The sequence below is a fragment of the Achromobacter sp. HNDS-1 genome (assembly GCF_040084795.1).
Classification (GTDB): domain Bacteria; phylum Pseudomonadota; class Gammaproteobacteria; order Burkholderiales; family Burkholderiaceae_B; genus Achromobacter; species Achromobacter ruhlandii.
This window is the reverse complement of the sequence record NZ_CP157584.1, coordinates 760,030-781,049: the sequence shown is the minus strand read 5'-3', so window position 1 is coordinate 781,049 and position 21,020 is coordinate 760,030. Positions and strand designations below refer to the sequence as shown.

The 21,020-nt window shown below is 69.1% G+C and carries 22 protein-coding genes; 17 read left to right on the top strand and 5 right to left on the bottom strand.

The window, feature by feature from the left end:
* The first annotated feature begins 19 nt into the window (after positions 1 to 19).
* The 4 genes from ABFG95_RS03445 to ABFG95_RS03430 are packed head-to-tail and all read left to right on the top strand — an operon-like array spanning position 20 to position 4,785.
* Positions 20 to 2,176 carry an FUSC family protein gene (locus tag ABFG95_RS03445; RefSeq protein ID WP_336726126.1) on the top strand — a complete coding sequence of 719 codons (2,157 nt, stop codon included), beginning with the start codon at positions 20 to 22 and terminating at the stop codon, positions 2,174 to 2,176.
* A complete protein-coding gene (locus ABFG95_RS03440) occupies positions 2,166 to 2,360 on the top strand; it encodes a DUF1656 domain-containing protein (protein WP_049073118.1) in 195 nt (64 codons plus the stop codon). The genes ABFG95_RS03445 and ABFG95_RS03440 overlap by 11 nt, the downstream gene beginning before the upstream one ends.
* Complete coding sequence (locus tag ABFG95_RS03435; RefSeq protein ID WP_278991465.1) at positions 2,353 to 3,297, top strand: HlyD family secretion protein; 945 nt, start codon at positions 2,353 to 2,355, stop codon at positions 3,295 to 3,297. The genes ABFG95_RS03440 and ABFG95_RS03435 overlap by 8 nt, the downstream gene beginning before the upstream one ends.
* Positions 3,298 to 3,306: 9 nt before the next feature.
* Entirely contained in the window at positions 3,307 to 4,785 is a 1,479-nt protein-coding gene (locus ABFG95_RS03430) for an efflux transporter outer membrane subunit (protein WP_348995461.1), read from the top strand.
* Here ABFG95_RS03430 and ABFG95_RS03425 read toward each other — a convergent pair.
* Positions 4,758 to 6,047, bottom strand: coding sequence for an Nramp family divalent metal transporter (locus tag ABFG95_RS03425; protein ID WP_278991468.1), 1,290 nt, complete (start codon positions 6,045 to 6,047; stop codon positions 4,758 to 4,760). The two genes, ABFG95_RS03430 and ABFG95_RS03425, sit on opposite strands and share 28 nt — an antisense overlap.
* 127 nt (positions 6,048 to 6,174) lie before the next feature.
* Complete coding sequence (locus ABFG95_RS03420) at positions 6,175 to 6,600, bottom strand: OsmC family protein (protein ID WP_049073122.1); 426 nt, start codon at positions 6,598 to 6,600, stop codon at positions 6,175 to 6,177.
* A 249-nt stretch (positions 6,601 to 6,849) separates the two neighbouring features.
* On the opposite strand from ABFG95_RS03420, the gene ABFG95_RS03415 reads away from it, so the two are divergent.
* The 7 genes from ABFG95_RS03415 (at position 6,850) to ABFG95_RS03385 (ending at position 13,450) form a co-directional block, all read left to right on the top strand.
* On the top strand, positions 6,850 to 7,794 hold the full coding sequence (locus ABFG95_RS03415) for an ornithine cyclodeaminase family protein (RefSeq protein WP_278991470.1): 945 nt from the start codon (positions 6,850 to 6,852) through the stop codon (positions 7,792 to 7,794).
* Between the two features lie 37 nt (positions 7,795 to 7,831).
* Positions 7,832 to 9,001, top strand: coding sequence for an ABC transporter substrate-binding protein (locus ABFG95_RS03410; protein ID WP_063581231.1), 1,170 nt, complete (start codon positions 7,832 to 7,834; stop codon positions 8,999 to 9,001).
* Between the two features lie 177 nt (positions 9,002 to 9,178).
* Positions 9,179 to 10,090, top strand: a complete 912-nt coding sequence (gene ehuB / locus ABFG95_RS03405) for an ectoine/hydroxyectoine ABC transporter substrate-binding protein EhuB (protein WP_175144395.1) — start codon at positions 9,179 to 9,181, stop codon at positions 10,088 to 10,090.
* Between the two features lie 9 nt (positions 10,091 to 10,099).
* On the top strand, positions 10,100 to 10,753 hold the full coding sequence (ehuC, locus tag ABFG95_RS03400; RefSeq protein WP_059271454.1) for an ectoine/hydroxyectoine ABC transporter permease subunit EhuC: 654 nt from the start codon (positions 10,100 to 10,102) through the stop codon (positions 10,751 to 10,753).
* Complete coding sequence (ehuD, locus tag ABFG95_RS03395; RefSeq protein ID WP_348995460.1) at positions 10,750 to 11,421, top strand: ectoine/hydroxyectoine ABC transporter permease subunit EhuD; 672 nt, start codon at positions 10,750 to 10,752, stop codon at positions 11,419 to 11,421. Before ehuC ends, ehuD begins: the two co-directional genes overlap by 4 nt.
* Entirely contained in the window at positions 11,418 to 12,188 is a 771-nt protein-coding gene (ehuA, locus tag ABFG95_RS03390) for an ectoine/hydroxyectoine ABC transporter ATP-binding protein EhuA (protein ID WP_049073126.1), read from the top strand. Before ehuD ends, ehuA begins: the two co-directional genes overlap by 4 nt.
* 149 nt (positions 12,189 to 12,337) lie before the next feature.
* Complete coding sequence (locus tag ABFG95_RS03385; RefSeq protein WP_049073127.1) at positions 12,338 to 13,450, top strand: NADH:flavin oxidoreductase/NADH oxidase; 1,113 nt, start codon at positions 12,338 to 12,340, stop codon at positions 13,448 to 13,450.
* A gap of 67 nt (positions 13,451 to 13,517) precedes the next feature.
* On the opposite strand, the gene ABFG95_RS03380 is transcribed toward ABFG95_RS03385, so the two are convergent.
* The 3 genes from ABFG95_RS03380 to ABFG95_RS03370 form a co-directional block, all read right to left on the bottom strand.
* Positions 13,518 to 14,144: a dUTPase gene (locus ABFG95_RS03380; protein ID WP_174655167.1), complete on the bottom strand. Its 627-nt coding sequence runs from the start codon at positions 14,142 to 14,144 to the stop codon at positions 13,518 to 13,520.
* Positions 14,145 to 14,262: 118 nt separating this feature from the next.
* On the bottom strand, positions 14,263 to 14,811 hold the full coding sequence (locus ABFG95_RS03375; protein WP_100509202.1) for a hypothetical protein: 549 nt from the start codon (positions 14,809 to 14,811) through the stop codon (positions 14,263 to 14,265).
* 11 nt (positions 14,812 to 14,822) lie between these two features.
* Positions 14,823 to 15,461, bottom strand: coding sequence for a DedA family protein (locus tag ABFG95_RS03370; protein WP_049073130.1), 639 nt, complete (start codon positions 15,459 to 15,461; stop codon positions 14,823 to 14,825).
* Between the two features lie 104 nt (positions 15,462 to 15,565).
* On the opposite strand from ABFG95_RS03370, the gene ABFG95_RS03365 reads away from it, so the two are divergent.
* The 6 genes from ABFG95_RS03365 to ABFG95_RS03340 all read left to right on the top strand — a co-directional run bounded on the left by ABFG95_RS03365 (position 15,566) and on the right by ABFG95_RS03340 (position 20,978).
* The gene (locus ABFG95_RS03365) at positions 15,566 to 16,606 is read left to right on the top strand and encodes a metal-dependent hydrolase (protein WP_348995459.1); all 1,041 of its coding nucleotides are present in this window, start codon (positions 15,566 to 15,568) and stop codon (positions 16,604 to 16,606) included.
* 194 nt (positions 16,607 to 16,800) lie between these two features.
* Positions 16,801 to 17,568: an IclR family transcriptional regulator gene (locus ABFG95_RS03360; RefSeq protein ID WP_049073132.1), complete on the top strand. Its 768-nt coding sequence runs from the start codon at positions 16,801 to 16,803 to the stop codon at positions 17,566 to 17,568.
* A 90-nt stretch (positions 17,569 to 17,658) separates the two neighbouring features.
* Entirely contained in the window at positions 17,659 to 18,363 is a 705-nt protein-coding gene (gene pepE, locus ABFG95_RS03355; RefSeq protein WP_278991478.1) for a dipeptidase PepE, read from the top strand.
* On the top strand, positions 18,360 to 19,289 hold the full coding sequence (locus tag ABFG95_RS03350; RefSeq protein ID WP_169537779.1) for a DUF1177 domain-containing protein: 930 nt from the start codon (positions 18,360 to 18,362) through the stop codon (positions 19,287 to 19,289). The genes pepE and ABFG95_RS03350 overlap by 4 nt, the downstream gene beginning before the upstream one ends.
* The gene (locus ABFG95_RS03345) at positions 19,286 to 19,975 is read left to right on the top strand and encodes an AroM family protein (protein WP_278991482.1); all 690 of its coding nucleotides are present in this window, start codon (positions 19,286 to 19,288) and stop codon (positions 19,973 to 19,975) included. Before ABFG95_RS03350 ends, ABFG95_RS03345 begins: the two co-directional genes overlap by 4 nt.
* 13 nt (positions 19,976 to 19,988) lie before the next feature.
* Positions 19,989 to 20,978 carry a tripartite tricarboxylate transporter substrate binding protein gene (locus ABFG95_RS03340; protein ID WP_049073136.1) on the top strand — a complete coding sequence of 330 codons (990 nt, stop codon included), beginning with the start codon at positions 19,989 to 19,991 and terminating at the stop codon, positions 20,976 to 20,978.
* Positions 20,979 to 21,020 lie beyond the last annotated feature (42 nt).

The window sequence follows — 21,020 nt, the reverse complement described above, 5'->3', positions numbered from 1 at the left end:
TGGTGCGTCCGAATCACCATTGAAGAGTGTCATCGTGCGTTCAGCGAACGTATCCGCCGCGGCGTCAGCCCGGCCGTACCCCAGCCTCCTGTCGCTCCGGGCAGGGGCGGTGCGCGGGCTGCGATACCTCGACCTGACGACGCCCCGCGCCACCTACGTAATGCGCTCGATCCTGGCGGCCTGGCTGGCGCTCGTCCTGGCCTTTCTGCTGGATCTGCACGCGCCCTACGCGGCGGCCTCCAGCGTGCTTCTCGTCATCAATCCGGTGCAGGGGGCGGTGATCGGCAAAGGCATATGGCGGGTGATCGGCACGCTGGTCGGCATGCTGGCCGCCTTCGTCCTGATGAGCGCCTTTGGCCAGATGCCCTGGTTGTTCCTGCTGGGGTTCGGCCTGTGGCTTGGGGCCTGCGTGGCCGCCATGACGTTACTGCGCCATTTCCGGGCCTATGGCGCGACGCTGGCGGGATACACCGTGGGGCTGGCGGCCTATGGCGCCATGCAGAATCCGCAGCTGACCTTCGATCAGGTGATGGGGCGGGGCGCGTCCGTGTTGATCGGTGTGGCGAGCCTGGGCGTGGTGTCGGCGCTGTTCAGCCGCCGCGGCGCACGCGGCCGCCTGACGGCCCAATTGCACCGGTTGGCGGCGTCCGCCGCCAGTGTCCTGGCGCAGGATATCCAGGCGCATCAAGGCGCGGGCCGGCAGGGCGGCAAGGCGCTGGATGCGGACAGGCGCGGCCTCATCGTCGACATCTACGCCGTGGATGACCTGCTGGCGCTGGGCAAGGCCGAGTCCGCCGACCTGGCGCGACGCGCCGCCGCGGTGCGGCGCGCCATGGTGTCCTTGTTTTCCGCGCTGGTCGGCGGCGTGGCGTCGATGCGGCTGGGCGATGCCAGCCTGCAGGCCCTGTCGGCATTGCAGCCGGCCTGGGAGCAGGCGTGGCGGCAAGCCAGCCAGGCGCTGGCGCGGGATCCGGGGCCCGGCGGATTGATGCTGGCGGCGCGGTCCTTGTCCGCGATGCGTGCGCAACTGGCGCAAACCCTGTCGGCGACAACGCCCGGCGATCCCCGGGCGCATGCCATCCTGATGATCGCGGGCGACCGGCTGATCGAGCAGCTCGACGATTACCTCGAGGTCCTCGATGGCATCGCGATTCTGCATCAGCCTGGGCTGCCGGCGGCGGCGCCGGTCCCGGTGCCGTTCCACCGCGACACGGGGGCCGCGTTGCAGAACGGCCTGCGCGCCTTGTTGACCGTGACGCTGGGCGGCGCCTTCTGGATCGCGACCGGCTGGTCGCAGGGCAACCTGATGCTGGCGGGACTGGCGGCGGCCTGCGGGCTGCTGTCCACCGCGCCGAATCCGGCGCTCGGCGCCGTGGCCTTGATCCAGGGCACCGTCGCCGCCGTGGTGATGGCGTTCCTGTGCGCCTTTCTGGTCTTGCCCGAGGTCTCGGGGCTGCCGCTGCTGCTGGCGGTCCTGGCGCTGTTCTGGTTGCCCGGGGTCTATGCCAGCGCCATGCCCCGCTACGGATTGGCCGGCGTCGCCTATCTCGTCGCCTTCACGACGCTGGTGGCGACGGACAACCCCATGCGCTATGACGTCGTCTCGTTCCTGAATGGCGCGGTGGCCTGGATACTGGTGGCCTTTTTCACGCTGCTCGGGTTCCGGATCGTGCTGCCGCGCAATCCGTCACGCGACATGGCGCGCCTGCGCCTGGCCATTCGCGACGACGCGCTGGCCCTCTTGCAGGGCGGCCGCGCCGACGCGCGTGCGTGGCAATGGCGGCAGCAGCATCGCACCGCGCAACTCGGCGCGCTGCTCAGGACGCGGCCCGACGCGATGGACCGGGCCATCGCCGATGCCCTGGCCAGTATCCATCTCGGCCGGGAGCTGCTGCGCCTGCGCGAGGGGTGGCGGCGGATGCCCGCGGACGCCAGGCCGCGCCGCCTGCTCGCGGTGGCGTTGCGCCACATGCGGCGACGGGCCGGCGATCCCCGGTTGGCCGCCAGGCATGCCCGCCGGGCGGCGCAGTCCCTGTCGCGCTTGCCGATGGCGGATTGCCTCCCGTCCGCCGACATCGGGCGATCGCGGGCCATGCTGCTCGATATCGCGGCGCTGCTCGAAGCGCACGCGGATTATTTTTCTCGACGCCCCGGGAGGCCCTTTCATGCTCAGTGAGTTCGCGGTGGCAGGCATCTACCTGCCGCCATTTTTCGTCTACGCGTGCGCGGCGCTGCCGCTCTATCTCGGCGTTCGCCTGGCGCTCGCGCGCAGCGGCGTGCTGCGCCGGGTCTGGCACCCCGGCCTGTTCGAGTTCGCCATTTCCCTTTGCCTCGTTTCGGTGTTGATTCTCTATGTCTGATCGTTCCTTGCCCGATCGTTTATGGCCCTTGAGGCTGCTGGCGCGCGTCGGCCTTACGCTGTGCGCCGTGGCCGCCGCCGTCATGCTGGTCGGCGCGCTTTGGCGCGCCTACGTCGTGGCGCCCTGGACGCGCGATGGCCGCGTCAGCGCGCAGAGCGTCCGCATCGCCCCGGAGGTCTCCGGCACGGTCCTGGAGGTGCCGGTGACGGATGACCAGTACGTGAAGCGGGGCGAGGTGCTCTATCGCATCGATCCGGCCCGCTTCGAGCTGGCGCTGGCGCAGGCCGAGGCGCGGCTGGCGGCGGCTGATGCGTCGTTGCGGCAGAAAACCGAGGACGCGCGACGCCGGCGGGGCATGGAGAACCTGGTGCCCGCCGAAGAAATCCAACGTGCGATCCAGGCGGTGGCCATCGCCGAGGCCGAGCAGCGCGGCGCGCGGGTCGCCGTGGACATGGCAAGACTGGATGTGGCGCGCACCGTCCTGCGCGCCCCGGTGGACGGCTATGTGACACGGCTGAAGCTGAACCAGGGCGACTACGCGGTGGCGGGCCAGCCCAATATCGCGCTGGTGGACGCCCACAGCTTCTGGATCATCGGCTATTTCGAGGAGACCAAGCTGCGTGGCATCCGGCCCGGCGCGGCGGCGCGCATCCGCCTGATGGGGTCCGATGACATCATTGCCGGCCGGGTGGTGAGCATCGGGCGCGGCATCGCCGATGCCAACCAGCAGGCCGATGCCCAGGGCCTGCCCAGCGTGGCCCCGACCTTCAGCTGGGTCCGCCTGGCGCAACGCATTCCGGTGCGCGTCGCGTTCGAGCAGCTGCCGCCGGACCTGGTGCTGGCCGCCGGCATGACAGCCAGTGTCGAGGTGGCGACGGCGGGAGGCGACGCGCCTGCCCAGGGCCGCCTCCTGTCGCTGCTATACCACTGGATGTGAGGGGCGACGATGCAGCAAGAATCGAATCGTCCGCGATCCGGCATGCGCCGCGCGGCCCTGATGGCCTCGCTGGTGATGGCGGCGTCCGGCTGCACGACCGTGGGTCCCGACTATCACCCGCCCGCCGTCGAGGTGCCTGCCAAGTGGGTCGAGGCCGGTAACGCCCTGAGCCCGCGCGACCCGGAGGGGCTGCGCGCCTGGTGGCGTGCGTTCGACGATCCGATGCTCGACCGCCTGGTCGATCAGGCGCTGGAACGGAACCAGGATCTCGATATCGCGCTGGCGCGCCTGCGGCAGGCGCGCGCCGAACGCATCCAGATCGCCTCCGCGTCCTTGCCGGCGCTCGGGGTGGGCGCGGCGGGCGAGGCCCGGCGCGGCAGCAAGGCGCTCGGTCCGCTGCCCGGCGGTGAGTCGCGCACGTGGCAGGTCGGCTTCGATGCGAGCTGGGAGCTGGATCTGTTTGGCGGCACGCGCAGGGCGGTCGAAGCGGCCGATGCGGATATCCAGGCGCTGGCCGATGACCATCGGGCGTTGCGGGTGAGCCTGGTCGCCGAGTTGGTGTCCCGCTACGCGGGGTTGCGCGCCACGCAGATGCGCCTGGCCATCGCCCATGACAACCTGCGCACCTTGCGCGAGGCGGAACGACTGGCGGAGCAGTCTTGGCGCAGGGGCCTGGGCAGCCAGGCGGAGGTGATGCAGGCGCGCGCCGAACGCGAGACAGCCGAGGCGCAGCCGCCCTTGCTGGAGGCCGACATTGCCCGATTCAGCCACGCCATCGGCGTCCTGGCGGGGGGCTTTCCCGGCGATTGGCATGCCGCCCTGGCAGAGTCCGCGGCCGTCCTGCCCGAACCGGTCCGCCTGCCGTTGTCACTGCCATCCGAGGTGCTGCGCCAGCGGCCCGATCTGCGGGCGGACGAACGGCGCTTGGCGGCCGCGACTGCGCGCATCGGCGTGGCAGAGGCCGAACGCCTGCCCACGTTCCGCATCCCCTTGGGCATCGACACCACGGCCAGCCTCATTCACAGCCTGTTCTCGAGCGCCAGCCTGGCCTGGGCGGTGGGGGCGCAGGCCAGCCAGCGCCTGTACGATGGCGGCCGGGCCCGCGCCGGCGTGACGGCGGCGCAGGCGAATGCCGACGCGGCGCGTCTGGTCTATGAGCGCGACGTGCGGGTGGCGCTGCGCGAGGTGGAAGACGCCCTGACGGCGTTGACCAGCGAGCGCCAGCGGCAGGCCTCGCTGCGGGAGGCCGTTGCCGACAGCGGCGAGGCGCTGGACCAGTCGACCCGGCTCTATGCGCGCGGGCTGAGCGCCTATCTGCCGGTCCTCGTGGCGCAACGCACGGTCAACCAGGCGCGAGACGCGCTGGCCCTGAGCCAATGGGAGGAAATGCGCGGGGTGATCGCGCTCTACAAGTCCCTGGGCGCGGGCTGGCCGGACGAGCCATCCGCGCAAGCCGCGGATCACACCACCATGTCGACCAGCAGATAGCCGTCCAGCAGGATGATGCCGACGGTGGCGATGACCGCGGCCCAGGCCCAGGCGCCGCGCAGCGCATGGGGGCCCATCAGGGGTTTGCGGCAGGCCAGCACCACCAGCGGCCCCAGCGCGAACGGCAGGGCCAGGCTCAGGATGACCTGGCTCAGCACCAGCAGCTGGTCGGGGTCCTGGCCGCCGGTGAAGGCCAGCAGCGCGGCGGCCACGGTGCCGGCGATCAGCCGCGTGGCCAGCGCGCGGCGGCGATCGGACCAGCCGCTGTTGATCTGGAAGCCTTGCGACAGCATGCGGCCGGCCAGCACGCCGGTGATGGTGGAGCTTTGGCCCGCCGCGTACAGCGCGATCGCGAACACGATGGCCGCGCCGATGCCGAAGGTCTGGCCGATCACGGCATGGGCGTCGTCCAGACTGGAGACGATGATGCCGGAGCCGGACAACGAGGCCGCGGCGACGATCATGATGGCCGAATTGATCAACATGGCCACGCCCAGCGACACCACGGTGTCGTTGCGCGCCACGCGCATGGCCAGGTCGCGGGCGTCGGCCGGCAGCACGCGGGCGCGCTGCGCCAGCGAGCCGGAATGCAGGTAGAGGTTGTGCGGCATCAACGTCGCGCCCAGGATGCCCAGCGCGATCAGGAAGCCTTGCGGGTCGCGCAGCGCGTGGCCGGTCTGCGTCATGCCATGGGCCACGTCGGTCCAGGCCGGGTTGGCCTTGAACAGCAGGAACACGAACGAGGCTGCCACGATCGACAGCAGCACGGCGATGACGCGCTCGTGGCGGTCGGCGTTGCCGCGCGTCAGGGCCAGCACGGCGAAGGTGCCGACGCCGGTGACGGCCACGCCGCCCAGCAGCGGCAGGTTGAACAGCAGGCGCAGCGCGATGGCGCCGCCGATGAGTTCGGCCAGCGCGGTGGCCAGGATGGCGGCCTCGCCGGCGAGCCAGGCGGCCTTGGCGGTGCGCGGCGACAGGTGACGGGCGGTGAGGGTGGCCAGGTCTTCGCCGGTGGCCAGTGCCAGGCGCGACACCAGCACCTGGAAGCCCAGCGCCAGGATGGCCGAGGCGATCACCACCAGCAACAGGCCGTAGCCGAAGCCGCTGCCCCCGGCGATGTCCGTGGCCCAGTTGCCCGGGTCGATATAGCCCACCGCCACCAGGATGCCGGAGCCGACCACCCGGCGCAGGTTGGCCGAGACCTGGGCGTCCTGAGGGTACGCCGCCTTGCCGCCTGAAATCGCGTAGATGAACCGGGTCATGTCAACTCCATGAGAATGGTTCTCATTTTCCATGGCTCCGGCGCGACCGTCAAATTGATTTTCGGCAAGGCCCGGATAGGGCGGGCCAATGGCGCCGCCCCATCTCGCCCGGGCTTGCCGCGCCGGATCAGGACTTGAGCTTGGCGTCCATGGTGATCTTGGCGTTCAGCACCTTGGAGACCGGGCAGCCCTTTTCGGCCTTGCGCGCGGCGTCTTCGAAGGCCTGGGCGCTGGCGCCGGGAATCACCGCTTCCACGGTCAGGTGGACGGCGGTGATGGCAAAGCCGCCCTCGACCTTGTCGAGCGTGACCTCGGCCTTGGTGTCCAGGCTCTGCGCCGTCAGTCCGGCTTCGCCCAGGATGTTGGACAGCGCCATGGTGAAGCAGCCGGCATGCGCGGCGCCGAGCAGCTCCTCGGGATTGGTGCCGGGGGTGTCGCCGAAGCGCGTGTTGAAGCCGTAGGGCTGGTTCTTGAGGGCGCCGCTCTGCGTGGAAATCGTACCCTTGCCCGTCTTCAGATCGCCCGACCAGGCGGCGGTTGCGGTTTTCTTCATGCGTGACTCCTGTTGAGGGAACGCGCCCGAAACGGACGCGTCCGGTTGGGGGAGCGCGCGGCCGGCCCGATGGCGGCGCGCGTTGCCGGAAGGGGCATGGACCATGATACGGCGGGCGCGGCGGGGCGTCGCCTGTCGGCCGTCTGCATCCGGCAAGCCGATGTAACCGCCGCTTGCGGCGCCTTGCCAGCGCCGCGCGGCGCCGTCACACTTCGCCCCTGGCTCAATCCGAACAGGCATTGGATACAGATGGTAGTGATCGACACCGAACAAACCCGCCGCGCATTGTCGTTCGACGCGGCGATCCCGGCCTTGCGCGAGGCGTTCCGCCAGGGCGCCCAGGTGCCCGCGCGCCATGTCCACGCGATCGAATCGGGCGGCGCGCACGGGACCACGCTGATCATGCCGGCCTGGAACGAGCAGGGTTACTTCGGCGTCAAGGTCATCAATATCTTTCCCGAGAACACGCGCCAGTCGCTGCCGGGCCTGCACGCCACCTACAACCTGTACAGCGCCCGCACCGGCGTGCCGCTGGCGCAGGTGGACGGCGACCTGGTGACGGTGTTCCGCACCGCCGGCGCGGCGGCGCTGGGCGCGTCCTACCTGGCGCGCGAGGATGCGCGGGTGCTGACCATCGTCGGCTCGGGGCGCATCGCCGGGCTGGTGGCGCAGGCCATGCGCACGGTGCGGCCGATCGACAAGGTATGGGTCTGGAACGTGCGGCCGGCCGGCGCCGAGGCGCTGGCGACGGCGCTGCGCGAGCAGGGCTTGGACGCCAGCAGCACCCTCGATCTGGAGCGGGCCGTGCGCCAGGCCGACATCGTCAGTTGCGCGACGCTGTCGACCGTGCCGCTGGTGCGGGGCGACTGGCTGCGCCCGGGCGCCCACCTGGACCTGATCGGCAGCTTCAAGCCCGACATGATCGAGACCGACACGGCGTGCTTCGACGGCACCACGGTCTACGTGGATACCGACGAGGCGCCGACCAAGGCCGGCGACCTGCTGGCCGCGTTCGAGGCCGGCGTGCTGGCGCGCGAGGACATCCGCGGCAACCTCACCGACCTGGTGCGCGGCCAGGCGCCGGGCCGCACCCGGGCGGATGAAGTGACCGTGTTCAAGGCGGTCGGCAGCGCGCTGGAGGACCTGACGCTGGCCGCGCTGGTCTACGAGGCCTGCGGCGGTCAGGCAAAATAACGCCATCCGCCGTTTTTCTTTCTTGCGAGCTGTCGTCATGTCCCGCTTCTTCGTCCGCTACGCCTGCGCGCTCGCGCTGGCCGTTCCCGCGCTGTCCGTCCATGCCGAGATCGTGATCGGGGTGGATGTCTCCACCACCGGCCCGGCCGCGGCGATCGGCATCCAGACCAACAACGCCATTCGCCTGTGGCCCAATACGCTGGGCGGCGAGCCGGCGCGCTACGTGGTGCTGGACGACGGCACGGACGTCAGCCGCGCGGTCAAGAACCTGCGCAAGCTGACCTCGGAAGACAAGGTCGACGCCATCGTCGGCCCCAACACCACCGCCGCCGCCCTGGCCGGGTTGGATGTGCTGGCCGAGACCGGCACGCCGATGATCGCGCTGGCGGCTTCCAGCGTGATCGTCGAACCGCTGTCCGATCCCAAGCGCGCCTGGGCCTTCAAGATGCCCCAGAACGATTCGCTGATGGCGACCGTGCTGGTCGAGGACATGAAGAAGAAGGGCTTCAAGAATGTCGCCTTCATCGGTTTCGCCGATTCCTACGGCGACAGCTGGTGGAAGGAGTTCTCCGCGGCCGCCGGCAATGACATCAAGATCGTGGCGCAGGAACGCTTCCAGCGCACCGACGCGTCGGTGGTGGGCCAGGTGCTCAAGGTGATCGCCGCCAAGCCGGACGCGGTGCTGGTGGCCGGCGCCGGCACGCCGTCGGCGCTGCCCCAGAAGACACTGCTCGAGCGCGGCTACACCGGCGCCATCTACCAGACCCACGGCATCGGCACGCTGGAATTCCTGCAGGTCGGCGGGCGCGACGTCGAAGGCACGTTGTTCCCCACCGGCCCCGGCGTGGTGGCGCGCGAACTGCCGGATTCGAATCCGGTCAAGAAGGTCGCGGTGGAATTCGCCGACAAGTACGAGCGCCAGTATGGCGCCAACACCCTGACGCAGTTCGCCGGCGACGCCTATGGCGCCTGGATGCTGCTGGATTCGGCGGTGGCGCGCGCCCTCAAGACCGGCGCCAAGCCAGGCACCCCCGAATTCCGCATCGCCCTGCGCGACGCGCTGGAGAACACCCGCGACCTGATCGTGCCCAACGGTGTGCTCAACATCTCCAAGGACAACCACCAGGGCTTCGACGAGCGCGCCCGCGTGATGGGCGTGGTGCGCAATGGCAAGTTCTCCTACGCGGACGCGGCGGAGAAAAAATAGGGACGACATAGTCCCGTACGGTTCGTAACGAGTGCTCACCCGCCATAGGGCGGGACGGGGAAAAGCAGGCTTCGGCCTGCTTTTTTTCGTCCATATCATTAGAGGTGAAATGATTTAATGTCGTATCATTTTTAGCGAAGCCATGTACCTAGAAATAAATCCGGGAGAAATAAGACCATGATCGTCCAACGCACCCGCCGCGTCCTGCTGGCCCTGAGCCTGGGCCTGCTGGCCGCCTGCTCCGACTCCGGCTCGGACAAGCCCGCACAGGGGGCCAGCGCGCCCGCCGCTGGCGGCGACACGCTGGCCGCCGCCAAGGCCGCCGGCAAGATCCGCATCGGCTACGCCAACGAGGCGCCGTTCGCCTTCATGGACAGCAAGGAAGCCAAGGTCACCGGTGAATCGGTCGAAATCGCGCGGGTGGTGCTCAAGCGCATGGGCATCAACGAGGTCGAAGGCGTGCTGACCGAGTTCGGCTCGCTGATCCCGGGTTTGCAGGCCAAGCGATTCGACATCATCGCGGCGGGCATGTACGTGACGCCCGAGCGCTGCGGCCAGGTGGCGTTCTCGAACCCGACCTATGGCGTGGGCCAGGCGTTCCTGGTCAAGCAGGGCAACCCGAAGAACCTGCACAGCTACGAGGACGTGGTCAAGAACCCGGACGCCAGGCTGGGCGTGGTGGTGGGCGCCATCGAAGCCGAATACGCGTCCAAGGTGAAAGTGCCGGCCGGCCAGATCGTGGTGTTCCCGGATGCCGTGAGCGCGCTGTCCGGCGTGCAGGCCGGCCGCGCCGACGCCTACGCGGCCACCGCGTTGACGGTCAACGACCTGATGGGCAAGACCAACGACGGCAGCGGACTGGAGAAGGCCGAACCGTTCACCGATCCGGTGATCGACGGCAAGGGCGTGCGCGGCTACGGCGCCTATGCCTTCCGCACGGACGACAAGGCCTTTGCCGACGCCTTCAATGCCGAACTGGCCAAGTTCATTGGCACTGACGAGCACAAGAAACTGGTGGCGCCGTTCGGCTTCACGCCCGAGGAACTGCCCAAGGACGTCACGGCCGCCAAGCTCTGCGCCGGGCAATAGGGGGCGCCGATGCAGCTCATATCCGAACATATCGCCGAGCTGGTGCCGCCGCTGCTGGAAGGCCTGGCGGTGACGCTGGAAATCATGGCGGGCGCCGTGGTGCTGGCGGTGCCGCTGGCGCTGGCGGCAGGGGTGGGGCGCCTGTCGACGCTGCGGCCGGTGCGCTGGCTGGCGTCGATCTATGTCGAGGTGTTCCGCGGCACGTCGGCGCTGGTGCAATTGTTCTGGTTCTATTTCGTGCTGCCGCTGTTCGGCGTGCAGCTGCCGGCCATGCTGGTGGGCATCGTGGTGCTGGCGCTCAATGCCGGCGCCTATGGCGCCGAGGTGGTGCGCGGCGCGATCCGCGCGGTGCCGCCGGGCCAGCGCGAGGCTGGCGTGGCCCTGAACCTGACGCGCGGCCAGATCATGCGCCGCATCGTGGTGCCGCAGGCCATTCCTGCCATGCTGCCGCCGGCCGGCAACCTGCTGATCGAACTGCTCAAGAACACCGCGCTGGTGTCGCTCATCACCATCACCGACCTGACCTTCCGCGGCCAGCTGCTGCGCAGCGAAACCCTGCGCACCACCGAGATCTTCACGCTCATGCTGCTGCTCTACTTCGCGGTGGCGCTGCTCATCACCGCCGGCGTGCGCCTGCTTGAACGGAGGGTCCGCGTCCGATGAAACCGATATTCGACTGGTCCTTCGCGCTGGATATCCTGCCCACGCTGGGCTCGGCGCTGGTCATCACCATCCAGGCCACGGTGCTGGGCATGCTGGTGGCCGTGACGCTTGGCCTGGCGCTGGCGCTGCTGCGGCGCTCGCGCCTGGCGCTGCTGTCCTTGCCCACGGCCTTCGTGATCGAGTTCGTGCGCAGCACGCCGCTGCTGGTGCAGATGTATTTCCTGTTCTACGTGCTGCCCCTGACCGGGGTGCAGATGTCGCCCCTGGCGACCGGCATCGTGGCGCTCGGGCTGCACTACGCCACCTATTGCGCCGAGGTCTACCGCGCCGGCATCGAGGCGGTGCCGCGCGGCCAACTGGAAGCGGCGCGGGCGCTGAACATGTCGCCGTGGCGCACGGCCGTGGGCGTGGTGCTGCCGCAGGCGATCCCGCCGGTGGTGCCGGCGCTGGGCAACTACCTGGTGGCCATGTTCAAGGACACGCCGCTGCTGTCGGCGATCACGGTGGTCGAGTTGCTGCAGCAGAGCAAGATGATCGGCTCCACCACCTTCCGCTACACCGAGCCCCTGACGCTGGTCGGCGTGCTGTTCCTGGCGTTGAGCCTGATCGCGGCCTGGGGCGTGCGCGGCCTGGAGGCCCGCCTGCAACGATATGGAGGAAAGCGATGAGTTCCAGCATCACCATCAAGAACCTGCACAAGCGCTATGGCGAGCTGGAGGTGCTCAAAGGCATCAACCTGGAGATCCCGGCGGGCCAGACGGTGGCCGTGATCGGGCCGTCCGGCTCCGGCAAATCGACCCTGCTGCGCGTACTGATGACGCTGGACCAGCCCAGCAGCGGCGAGATCGAGATCGACGGCGAGCCGATGTGGACCGACGCCCAGGGCCGCCCGGCCGGCCCCAATTCCGAGCACCTGCGCAAGGTGCGCGGCAAGATCGGCATGGTGTTCCAGCACTTCAACCTGTTCCCGCACATGACCGCGCTGGGCAACGCCATGGAGGCGCCGGTGCACGTGCTGGGGCTGTCGCGCGACCAGGCCCGCGAGCGCGCGGTGGAATATCTGGAAATGGTCGGCCTGGGCGACAAGCTCGACGTCTATCCGGCGCAGCTGTCGGGCGGCCAGAAGCAGCGCGTCGGCATCGCCCGCGCGCTGGCGATGTGCCCGGAGATCATGCTGTTCGACGAGGTCACCTCGGCGCTCGACCCGGAACTGGTGGGCGGCATCCTGCAGATCCTGCGCGACCTGTCGGCGCGCAAGAGCATGACCATGATCATCGTCACCCACCAGATGAAGTTCGCCGAGCGCAGCTCGGACCGCACGCTGTTCTTCGACCAGGGCAACATCGTCGAGGACGCCGAATCGCAGACGCTGTTCAGCGATCCGAAGGAGGCGCGCACCCGGCAATTCCTGGACAGCGTGATCGAGGGGCAATAAGCCGCGGTAATAAGGGGCGGGCCTAAAGGACGGGCCTAAAGGGCGGGCCTCGTCCCGCCCTAAATCCCCACGCGGGCGTCGGGATTGGCCGCGCGGGCGGATGCCGGCGCTATGCTGTGCATCCGCGTCCATCGCCCGGAGCCTTACGCATGAGTCATCTTTTCAGTCCCACGTCAGTCGGCAATGTCGAACTGGCCAACCGCATCGTCATCGCGCCCATGTGCGAGTACTCGGCCGACGAGGGCCGCGCCACCGACTGGCACATGATCCACCTGGGCCACCTTGCGCTGTCGGGCGCGGCGCTGCTGTTTACCGAAGCCACCGCGGTCGAGGCCGACGGCCGCATCTCCCCGGGTGACCTGGGCCTCTGGTCCGACGAGACCGAGGCCGCGCTGGGCCGCGTGGTGCAGGCGGTGCGCCGTTATTCGCCCATCAAGCTCGGCATCCAGCTGGGCCACGCCGGCCGCAAGGCGTCCAGCCATGCGCCCTGGGAGGGCGGCCAACTGGTGCCGCCGGAGCAGGGCGGCTGGCAGGGCTGGGCGCCTTCGGCGCTGCCGCACAATGCCTCCGAGCCGGCGCCACGCGCGCTTGACGCCGCTGGCCTGGCGCGGGTGCGCGACGCCTTCGTCGACAGCGCCCGCCGCGCCATCCGCCTGGGCTTCGATGCCATCGAACTGCACGCGGCCCACGGCTATCTGCTGCATCAGTTCCTGTCGCCGCTGGCCAACCAGCGCGACGACGAATACGGCGGTTCGCTGGAGAACCGCATGCGCTTTCCGCTGGAAGTGTTCCGCGCGGTGCGCGAAGTGACGCCGTCGTCGGTGGCGCTGGGCGTGCGGGTGTCGGCCACCGACTGGGTCGAGGGCGGCTGGGACCCGGCGCAGACGGAGGCGTTCGCGCTGCGGCTCAAGGAATTGGGCTGTGAGTTCATCGACGTCTCCAGCGGCGGCGTGTCGCCGCTGCAGAAGATCCCGGTGGGGCCGAACTACCAGGTGCCGTTCGCCGACGCCCTCAAGCGCGCGGTCGGCCTGCCCACCATCACGGTGGGCCTGATCACCGAGGCGCAACAGGCCGAGGACATCCTGGCGCAAGGCCAGGCCGACATGGTGGCGCTGGCGCGTGGCATGCTGTACGACCCGCGCTGGCCCTGGCATGCCGCCGCGCAACTGGGCGGGCAGGTCGCCGCGCCGCGCCAGTACTGGCGGTCGCAGCCGCGCGAGCTGAAGGAACTGTTCGGCGAGACGCGCTTCGGCCAGCGCTAGCGCGCGACCGTCGTCCAAAGAAAAACGCCGCGTGACGCGGCGTTTTTCATGGGCGGACGGTGCGCGCTTACAGGCGCGAATACGCCGCTTCCAGTTCGCGATGCAGGATCTCCGCGAAGTCGGCGCGGGCGGCGTCGTGCTGCGACAGCAGGCGCGCCAGCACCACGTTGTCCTCTTCGCCGTTCCAGATCTTGATGTAGGTGCCTTCCTTGTAGCCATGTTGCTGGCGGAAGATGTTCAGCACGTTCTTGGAAACGTACTGGGTGTAGGCATCGTTCCAGCTCATCTCGCAGGCGGTCATGCTCTGCTCGAGCAGCTTGAAGCTGGCGCGGCCACACACCGCCAGGCCGCCGATCAGTTCCAGCAGTTCGGGCACGTTCAGGCTGGCCAGCGCGTAGCTCTTGCCGTCCAGCGTGATCGAGGCGGGGCCGGCCAGGTCGGCCACCAGCGCGGCGGCGGCGGCGTTGACGTCGCCCTTGGCCTGCACGATGGTGTGCGACAGGTAGAAATGCAGGATGTCGACCAGTTCCATCTGCACCTGCGGCAGGTCGATGGTCTGCTTCTTCCACCACTTCCAGCCGTAGTGCTCCAGGGCCTCGGCCGATTCGACGAAGGCGGCGCGCAGGAAGCGGGCGCCGCCGTTGATCCAGTCCGGATTGATCATGCTGTTCAGGTCGCCTTGCAGCTTCAGCATCGTGGCCGCCTGGGCCTGGTTCAATCCGACAACGTTATTCACTTTCACTCCGGTATTCGTGGGGTCTGTTCGACAGCGGCGGAAATGTTAGCACCATTGCCGCCGCTGCCGCGTCCGCTCACGCATCCTTGCGGTACGACGAGGTCTTGAGCGGCGGCAGCTTTTCCAGCGGCCGCTTGCGCGGGTCGCGGGCGCCGCTGGCCGCCTTGAACAGCATCAGCGCGAAGAAGCCCAGGAATACCGCCGGCATGAAGTCGTCCAGGTCGAAGCGCGGCGCGTGCAGCGCCTTGAAAGCGATGTTGACCGCGGCCCAGCCGGCTACCGCGCCGGCGATGGTCAGGAAGATGCCTTGCTTGCGCTGGCGCGCGCGCTTGGCCAGCGAGACCGCCTCGGCGTCGGTCTGGCCGGGGGCGACGGTGGGCGGCACGCTATCGGCGCGGCGCGATTGCAGCGGCGGCGGGGCCGTCTTGCCCCAGGTCAGGTCGTTCAGGGAGCCCTGGCTCGGCACGGGCGCGGGCGTCGACGCGGGCGTGGCGGCCGGCGCGGCGCCCTGGCGCTTGGCCTCGGCCTTGCCCGGCACCCGGCCGGGCGTGGCCCCGCCCGCGCGTGACAGATTCTCGATGTAGCGCGCGAAGTCGCCGTCTTTGGGCTCCAGGTCGATGGCCATGCCGTTCTCCGCTAGTTGCCGCGACGGATGCGCGCCGGCTGCCGGCGCTTGCGCATCATCGCGACCAGAAGTCCGCATCCTAGCAGCACTGAGAAGCCCGCGCCGATCATCATGGCGATCTGCTGCGCGTTCTCGGCGGCGCCCAGGCTGCGCGCGGTGATGTAGCCCGGCGCCAGCATCAGTGGCATCCACAACACGGCCGACAGCACGTTGGCCATCTGGAAGCGGCCATGGGCCATGCCCATGACGCCCGCCACGGTCGGAATGGTCGAGCGGATCGGGCCCAGGAAGCGGCCGATCAGCACCGAGGCGAAGCCATAGCGGTAGAAGAACAGCCGGGCGCGGGCGACGGCGGTGCGCTGCTGCTTGAGCGGCCAGCGGCGCAGCACGCTGGGGCCGGCCCAGCGGCCCAGCGCGTACGACAGGGCGTCACCGACGATGGCGCCGGCGATGCCCCAGGCCAGGATGCTCCACGGATCGAGCGTGCCCGCGCCGATCAGGCCGCCAGTCAGCAGCATCAGCGCGGTCGCGGGGATGAACAGGCCCAGCAACACCATCGATTCCCCCAGGGTGAGCAGGAAAGTGATGGGGCCGGCCCACGCCTGGTTGGTTTCGATCAGCACGCCGATCTTGTCGATGTATTGGTCCATGAGGCGGAAGTTGAAAATTAGCTGAACGTAATCGGGTATCTTAACGCCTGCATGGTGGAGCCGCGTGAAACATGCGCTCTATCGAAGGCTATCGTCGGAGTTCTATGGATTCGGTTACACAAGCCGTGCTGGGCGCGGGCATACAGGGGGCGCTGCTGGGGCGCGTGCAGGGCCGGCGTGCGCTGATCTACGGCGCGGCGCTGGCGACGGTGCCGGACCTGGATGTGTTGATGCGCTACCCCGACCCCGTCTCACTGATGACGTACCATCGCGGTTTCTCGCATTCGATCTTCGTGCTGACCGGTCTGGCGGCGCTGCTGACCTGGCTGATCCGCAAGTACTGGCCGCAGGCGCAGTACAGCGCGGGACGCCTCTTCCTGACGTTGTGGCTCGTACTGGTGACGCATCCCGTGCTGGACGCGTTCACGGTCTACGGGACGCAGTTGTTCTGGCCATTGCCGTCGATTCCGGAAAGCTGGTCGGCGATCTTCATCATCGATCCCGTGTATACCGTGCCGCTGCTGCTGGCGGCGGTCTACGCGCTGATCGCGGGTTTGACGCCGGGCGCTCGCCGCCTGCTGGCCGCCGCGCTGGTCTTCAGCACGACCTACCTTGGCTTCGGACTGGCCGGCCGCATCGCCGCGGAAGATCGGGTGCGCGAGGCCATGCAGGCGCAGGGCATCGCCGTTACCGAATTGCGCGCCGTGCCCATGCCGCTGAACACGCTGTTGTGGCGTGTCATCGCCAAGACGCCCGATGGCCATTACTACGAGGCCGTCAGCAGCTGGTTCGACCGTGAACCGCCGGAATGGCTGCGCCTGCCGCTCAATCCGCAACTGGGCCATGCGTTGGCGGACATGCCGCTGCTGCAGCGCCTGCGCTGGTTCACCGATGATTGGCTGCGCTATGACGCCGTGGGCGACGCGCTGGTGGTGACCGACCTGCGAATGGGCGTGGCGGGACATTACAACTTTCGCTTCAAGATGGCCGAGCGCGACGCCGACGGCGGCTGGCGGCCCGTGACCCCGTCGGGCTGGCCGGGCGCCCGGGGCGGCTGGGCCGAATTCAAGCTGGTGCTGGCGCGCATCCTGCATGCGCAACCGCCGCTGCCGCTGGCGCAATGGGCGCAGACCGCGACGCGCTGACCGCGGCGCGTGGCGCTGTCTGGCAGGCCCGCCCGCTTCGGCGGGCTTTTTTTTCGTCCAGCCAGGTGGGCGAGGGGCGGCGCGGTCGTCGCCGGGGGGGCGTGACCTGGGGCCGTCCCGTATTGACCATAAATCCGCCGTTGCATTATTCTTGTTCGATATTAAGGAACAGTAGTTCCGTTTATTGGAACAAGATGAGTATTCTCGATGGCGTGCAGCGCGTGCTGGCGCTTTACGCGGAAGGCGCCGTGGAACTGAGCTTCACCGACGTGGCGCAGCGCCTGGCGATGCCCAAGAGCACCGCGTCGCGCCTGCTGAACCAGATGCAGCATTACGGACTGCTTGACCAGGACGCGGCCACGCGCCGCTATCGCGCCGGCGCCTTGCTGTCACAAGCGGTGCGCGCGAGCCAGGCCGCCACGCCGCTGGACGAAGCCTGCCGCAAGGTGCTTGCGCGCCTGTCCGACGACAGCGGGCTGACTGCGTACCTGTCCACCCTGAATCAGCGTGAAACGGTGGTGCTGCAGCGCTTGAACGGTTCGCATCCGGTGCAGGTGCTGTCGCCGCCGGGTTCGCGCCGTGCCGCCTCGGGCACGGCAATGGGCCGCGCCCTGCTGTCGCGCCTGACCCAGGATGAGTTCGACGCGCTGTACGGTGCCGATCCGGCCCAGCCGCTGCCGGTGGAGGGCAAGGACTGCCCGGCCACCGTGGGCGAACTGGCGCAGCGCGTGGCCCAGACCCGCGCCGACCACTACGGCGTCGCCATCGACCAGGCCATGCCCGGCATCGGCGCCGTGGCGGCGGCGGTGCGCGATCCGGACAGCGGCGAATTGCGCGGCCTGTGCCTGTCTTTCGTTTCCTTCCAGGTCGACGCCGCCCGTGTGGCCGCGCTGCGTGATTCGCTCATGCGACAGGTCGCGGCGCTGGGGCGCGAATTGAACGATCCCTATTGGCTGGCCTGATGGCCCGGCTTCCCACCGATTGACCCTATTGCCCCATCCGGCCGCCTGCGCGCGGCGCTCCGACTTTCCCGATTCCACGGAACCCCACTCATGAATCTCCTGCTTCTCAGCAATTCCAGCAGCGACGCCGGCTACCTGGTCCATGCCCTGCCCGATATCCGCGAACTGATCGCCGCGCTGCCCGCCGGCGCGCCGGCGGTGTTCGTGCCGTACGCGGGTGTCACCCGCAACTGGGATGACTACACCACGCTGGTCACCACGGCGCTGGCCGACACCGGCCTGGACATCCAGCCGCTGCACCGCGCTGCCGACCCGGCGGCCGCGCTGGAGAAGGCCGCCGTCATCATTGTCGGCGGCGGCAATACCTTCAACCTGCTCGGTCAACTGCGCCGTCAGGGGCTGCTGAGCGTGGTGGCGCGCCGCGTGCGCGAGGGCGCGGCCTACCTGGGCTGGAGCGCGGGCTCGAACCTGGCGTGTCCCAGCATCTGCACCACCAACGACATGCCGATCACCGATCCCGGCGGCTTCGACGCGCTCGGCCTGCTGTCCTTCCAGATCAATCCGCACTACACCAATGCCCACCCGCCCGGCCATCGCGGCGAAACCCGCGCACAACGCCTGGCCGAGTTCTGCACGTTGAATCCGACCATCCCGGTGCTCGGCCTGCCCGAAGGCAGCGCGCTGCGCGTGCGCGATGCCGCCATCACGCTGGTCGGCCCGCATGATGCGCCGCTGTTCGTCGGCAGCGCCGAGCCGCGCGTGTTCGCGCCCGGCCCGCTGGAGATCCCGGCATGAAGCAGGTCATCGACACCATCGAACTGCTGTCCTCCGCGCATATCACGGGCGAAGCGGTGGCGCAGGTACTGCGCGCGGCCGGCGATTGCGAGGTCGAAGTCACGCCGCTGGCGCGAGACGGCGCGGCGACGGAGTTCCTGTCCATCGTCATTCCCGGCGCCGATCCGGCCGCGCCCCAACTGGGCATCGTCGGCCGCCTGGGTGGCATCGGCGCGCGCCCGGCCGTCACTGGCCTGGTGTCCGACAGCGATGGCGCAGTGGTCGCCATCGCCTCGGCGCTCAAGATCATGGCCATGGCGCGCCAGGGCGATGTGCTGCCCGGCACCGTGCGCATCCGCACCCACATCTGCCCGCGCGCCGGCACCCGTCCGCACCATCCGGTGCCGATGATGCGGTCGCCGTTCCCGATGCGCGAAATGATGTCGCACGAAGTCGACCCGCGCATGGATGCGATCCTGTCGGTGGATACGACCCGGGGCAACCGACTGGTGAACCGGCGCGGCGTGGCGCTGACGCCCGTTGCCAAACAGGGTTATCTGTTGCGCATTCCCGAGACCATGCTGGACGTGATGGGCTGGGTCAGCGGCGAGCTGCCATCGACGCTGCCGCTGACCACGCAGGACATCACGCCCTATGAAAATGGCTTGTGGCACGTCAATTCGCTGATGCAGCCGGCCATCGTCACCGATGCGCCGGTGGTGGGCGTGGCGCTGACCGCGCAGACCACCGTGCCCGGTTGCGCCACGGGCGTGACCAATGCCGTCGACGCCGACGTGGCGATGCGTTTCTGCATCGAGATCGCCAAGCTCTTCGGGCAGGGCGCCATGACATTCTTCGACGCCGCCGAATGGGCGGCGCTGCAAGGCCGCTATGGCTCCATGGCGCACCTGCAGACCACCGGCCGCGAGCCGGGGGCGGCGCAATGAGCGCGCTTCGCGCGCGCCGCGTGGCGTTCTTCACTATCGGCCAGTCGCCGCGCAGCGATGTGGTGCCGGAAATGGCGCCGCTGCTGGGTGAACACGTGCGCATCGACGAGTTCGGCGCGCTCGACGGCCTGGATGCCGCCGGGCTGGCCGCGCTGGCGCCGCGCCCGGGCGAATATCGCTTCGCCACGCGCATGCGCGACGGCAGCCAGATCGAACTGGACGCCGCTGCCGTCGAGGCCCGGCTGGCGCAGGTGATGCGCGAGGCCGATGCGGCCGGCTACGACGTGCTGGTGCCGCTGTGCACGGGCACCGCGATCGCGCCGATGCGCACGCTGGTGGTCGAGCCGCAGCAGGTCGTCGACCACCTGGTCGCGGGCCTGGCGCAGCACTGCCGCAAGGTCGGCCTGGTGGTGCCGCTGGAAGCCCAGGTCGACGCCTTCCACATGGCCGTGCCGCTGGAATGCGCGACCTCGGTGGTGCACGCCTCCCCCTACGAGGCCGACGCCGGGCGCGCGGCCGAACGTTTCACGCAGGCCGGCCAGGATCTGGCCGACTGTGATTTCGTCGTCATGCACTGCATGGGTTACGCCGAACGCATGCGGCAGGCGGTGGCACAGGCATCGGGTCGCCCGGTCCTGCTGTCCAACCGCCTGGTCGCGCAGGCGCTCGCGCAAATATTGGAATAAGGGAATCGACTTCATGTTCAGCCGTACTTTGCAACGCGCCGTGGGCGCACTGTTCGCCGCCAGCGCCCTGGCGGCCGCGCCGGCCCTGGCCGCCGACGCCTGGAAACCGACCAAGCCGGTGCGCCTGCTGGTGGGCTTCGCGCCCGGCGGCTCCGCCGACACGCTGGCGCGCCTGCTGGCCGAGCCGCTGTCGCAGCGCCTGGGCCAGACCGTGGTGGTGGAAAACCTGGCCGGCGCCGGCGGCAACATCATGGCTTTCCGCCTGTCGCAATCGCAGCCCGATGGCTACACCATCGGTATCGCCGCGGCCGGCTCCATGGCCATCACCCATGTGCTCAACGCCAAGGGCACCAGCTACAAGCCGACCGACTTCACGCCCATCACGCTGGCGGCGGTGCAGCCCAACGTGGTCATCGTCAACAAGGACGTGCCGGCCAACAACCTGGCCGAACTGAAGGACTACTTCCAGAAGACGCCGACCGCCACCTACGGCACCGCCGGCGTGGGCATCTCCAACCACCTGATCGCCGAGACCATGCTGTACAAGCTGGGCGTGAAGGTGCCGCACGCGGCCTACCGTGGCGCGGCGCCCGTCATCACCGACCTGCTGGGCGGCCATATCGCGATGACGATGGACAACATCTCCACCGCCGCGCCGCTGGCGCTGCAGGGCAAGGTCAAGGCCATCGGCGTGGCCTCGCTCAAGCGTTCGCCGCAATTGCCCGACGTGCCCACGCTGGACGAGCAGGGCCTGAAGGGCTTCGACATGCCGACCTGGCAGGGCGTGTTCGCGCCGGCCGGCCTGCCGGCCGACGTGCTGGCCGCCTACTACGCGGCGCTGCAGGACGTGCTCAAGCAGCCCGGCGTGAAGGAGAAGATGGCCGGCCTGGGTTCGGAGCCGGTCACCGGCATGACGCCCGAGCAGTTCGGCCAGTTCCTGGAGAACGACCGCAAGCAGTGGGCCGATATCGTGCGCGCCGCCAACATCAGCCTGGAACAATAAGGCCGCCGCGCGCCGGCCTCGGCGGGCGCCGCAAACAAAAAC

Excerpts from the sequence above, each read along its gene's own strand:
- ABFG95_RS03425 (WP_278991468.1), bottom strand. The coding sequence starts at position 6,047 with ATGACCCGGTTCATCTACGCGATTTCAGGCGGCAAGGCGGCGTACCCT.
- ABFG95_RS03385 (WP_049073127.1), top strand. The coding sequence starts at position 12,338 with ATGAGTCATCTTTTCAGTCCCACGTCAGTCGGCAATGTCGAACTGGCC.
- ABFG95_RS03360 (WP_049073132.1), top strand. The coding sequence starts at position 16,801 with ATGAGTATTCTCGATGGCGTGCAGCGCGTGCTGGCGCTTTACGCGGAA.
- ABFG95_RS03410 (WP_063581231.1), top strand. The coding sequence starts at position 7,832 with ATGTCCCGCTTCTTCGTCCGCTACGCCTGCGCGCTCGCGCTGGCCGTT.
- ABFG95_RS03430 (WP_348995461.1), top strand. The coding sequence starts at position 3,307 with ATGCAGCAAGAATCGAATCGTCCGCGATCCGGCATGCGCCGCGCGGCC.
- ehuD (WP_348995460.1), top strand. The coding sequence starts at position 10,750 with ATGAAACCGATATTCGACTGGTCCTTCGCGCTGGATATCCTGCCCACG.
- ABFG95_RS03350 (WP_169537779.1), top strand. The coding sequence starts at position 18,360 with ATGAAGCAGGTCATCGACACCATCGAACTGCTGTCCTCCGCGCATATC.
- ABFG95_RS03380 (WP_174655167.1), bottom strand. The coding sequence starts at position 14,144 with ATGCTGAAGCTGCAAGGCGACCTGAACAGCATGATCAATCCGGACTGG.
- ABFG95_RS03370 (WP_049073130.1), bottom strand. The coding sequence starts at position 15,461 with ATGGACCAATACATCGACAAGATCGGCGTGCTGATCGAAACCAACCAG.
- ABFG95_RS03415 (WP_278991470.1), top strand. The coding sequence starts at position 6,850 with ATGGTAGTGATCGACACCGAACAAACCCGCCGCGCATTGTCGTTCGAC.
- ABFG95_RS03435 (WP_278991465.1), top strand. The coding sequence starts at position 2,353 with ATGTCTGATCGTTCCTTGCCCGATCGTTTATGGCCCTTGAGGCTGCTG.
- ABFG95_RS03420 (WP_049073122.1), bottom strand. The coding sequence starts at position 6,600 with ATGAAGAAAACCGCAACCGCCGCCTGGTCGGGCGATCTGAAGACGGGC.
- ABFG95_RS03345 (WP_278991482.1), top strand. The coding sequence starts at position 19,286 with ATGAGCGCGCTTCGCGCGCGCCGCGTGGCGTTCTTCACTATCGGCCAG.
- ehuB (WP_175144395.1), top strand. The coding sequence starts at position 9,179 with ATGATCGTCCAACGCACCCGCCGCGTCCTGCTGGCCCTGAGCCTGGGC.
- ehuC (WP_059271454.1), top strand. The coding sequence starts at position 10,100 with ATGCAGCTCATATCCGAACATATCGCCGAGCTGGTGCCGCCGCTGCTG.
- pepE (WP_278991478.1), top strand. The coding sequence starts at position 17,659 with ATGAATCTCCTGCTTCTCAGCAATTCCAGCAGCGACGCCGGCTACCTG.
- ABFG95_RS03340 (WP_049073136.1), top strand. The coding sequence starts at position 19,989 with ATGTTCAGCCGTACTTTGCAACGCGCCGTGGGCGCACTGTTCGCCGCC.
- ehuA (WP_049073126.1), top strand. The coding sequence starts at position 11,418 with ATGAGTTCCAGCATCACCATCAAGAACCTGCACAAGCGCTATGGCGAG.
- ABFG95_RS03365 (WP_348995459.1), top strand. The coding sequence starts at position 15,566 with ATGGATTCGGTTACACAAGCCGTGCTGGGCGCGGGCATACAGGGGGCG.
- ABFG95_RS03440 (WP_049073118.1), top strand. The coding sequence starts at position 2,166 with ATGCTCAGTGAGTTCGCGGTGGCAGGCATCTACCTGCCGCCATTTTTC.
- ABFG95_RS03375 (WP_100509202.1), bottom strand. The coding sequence starts at position 14,811 with ATGGCCATCGACCTGGAGCCCAAAGACGGCGACTTCGCGCGCTACATC.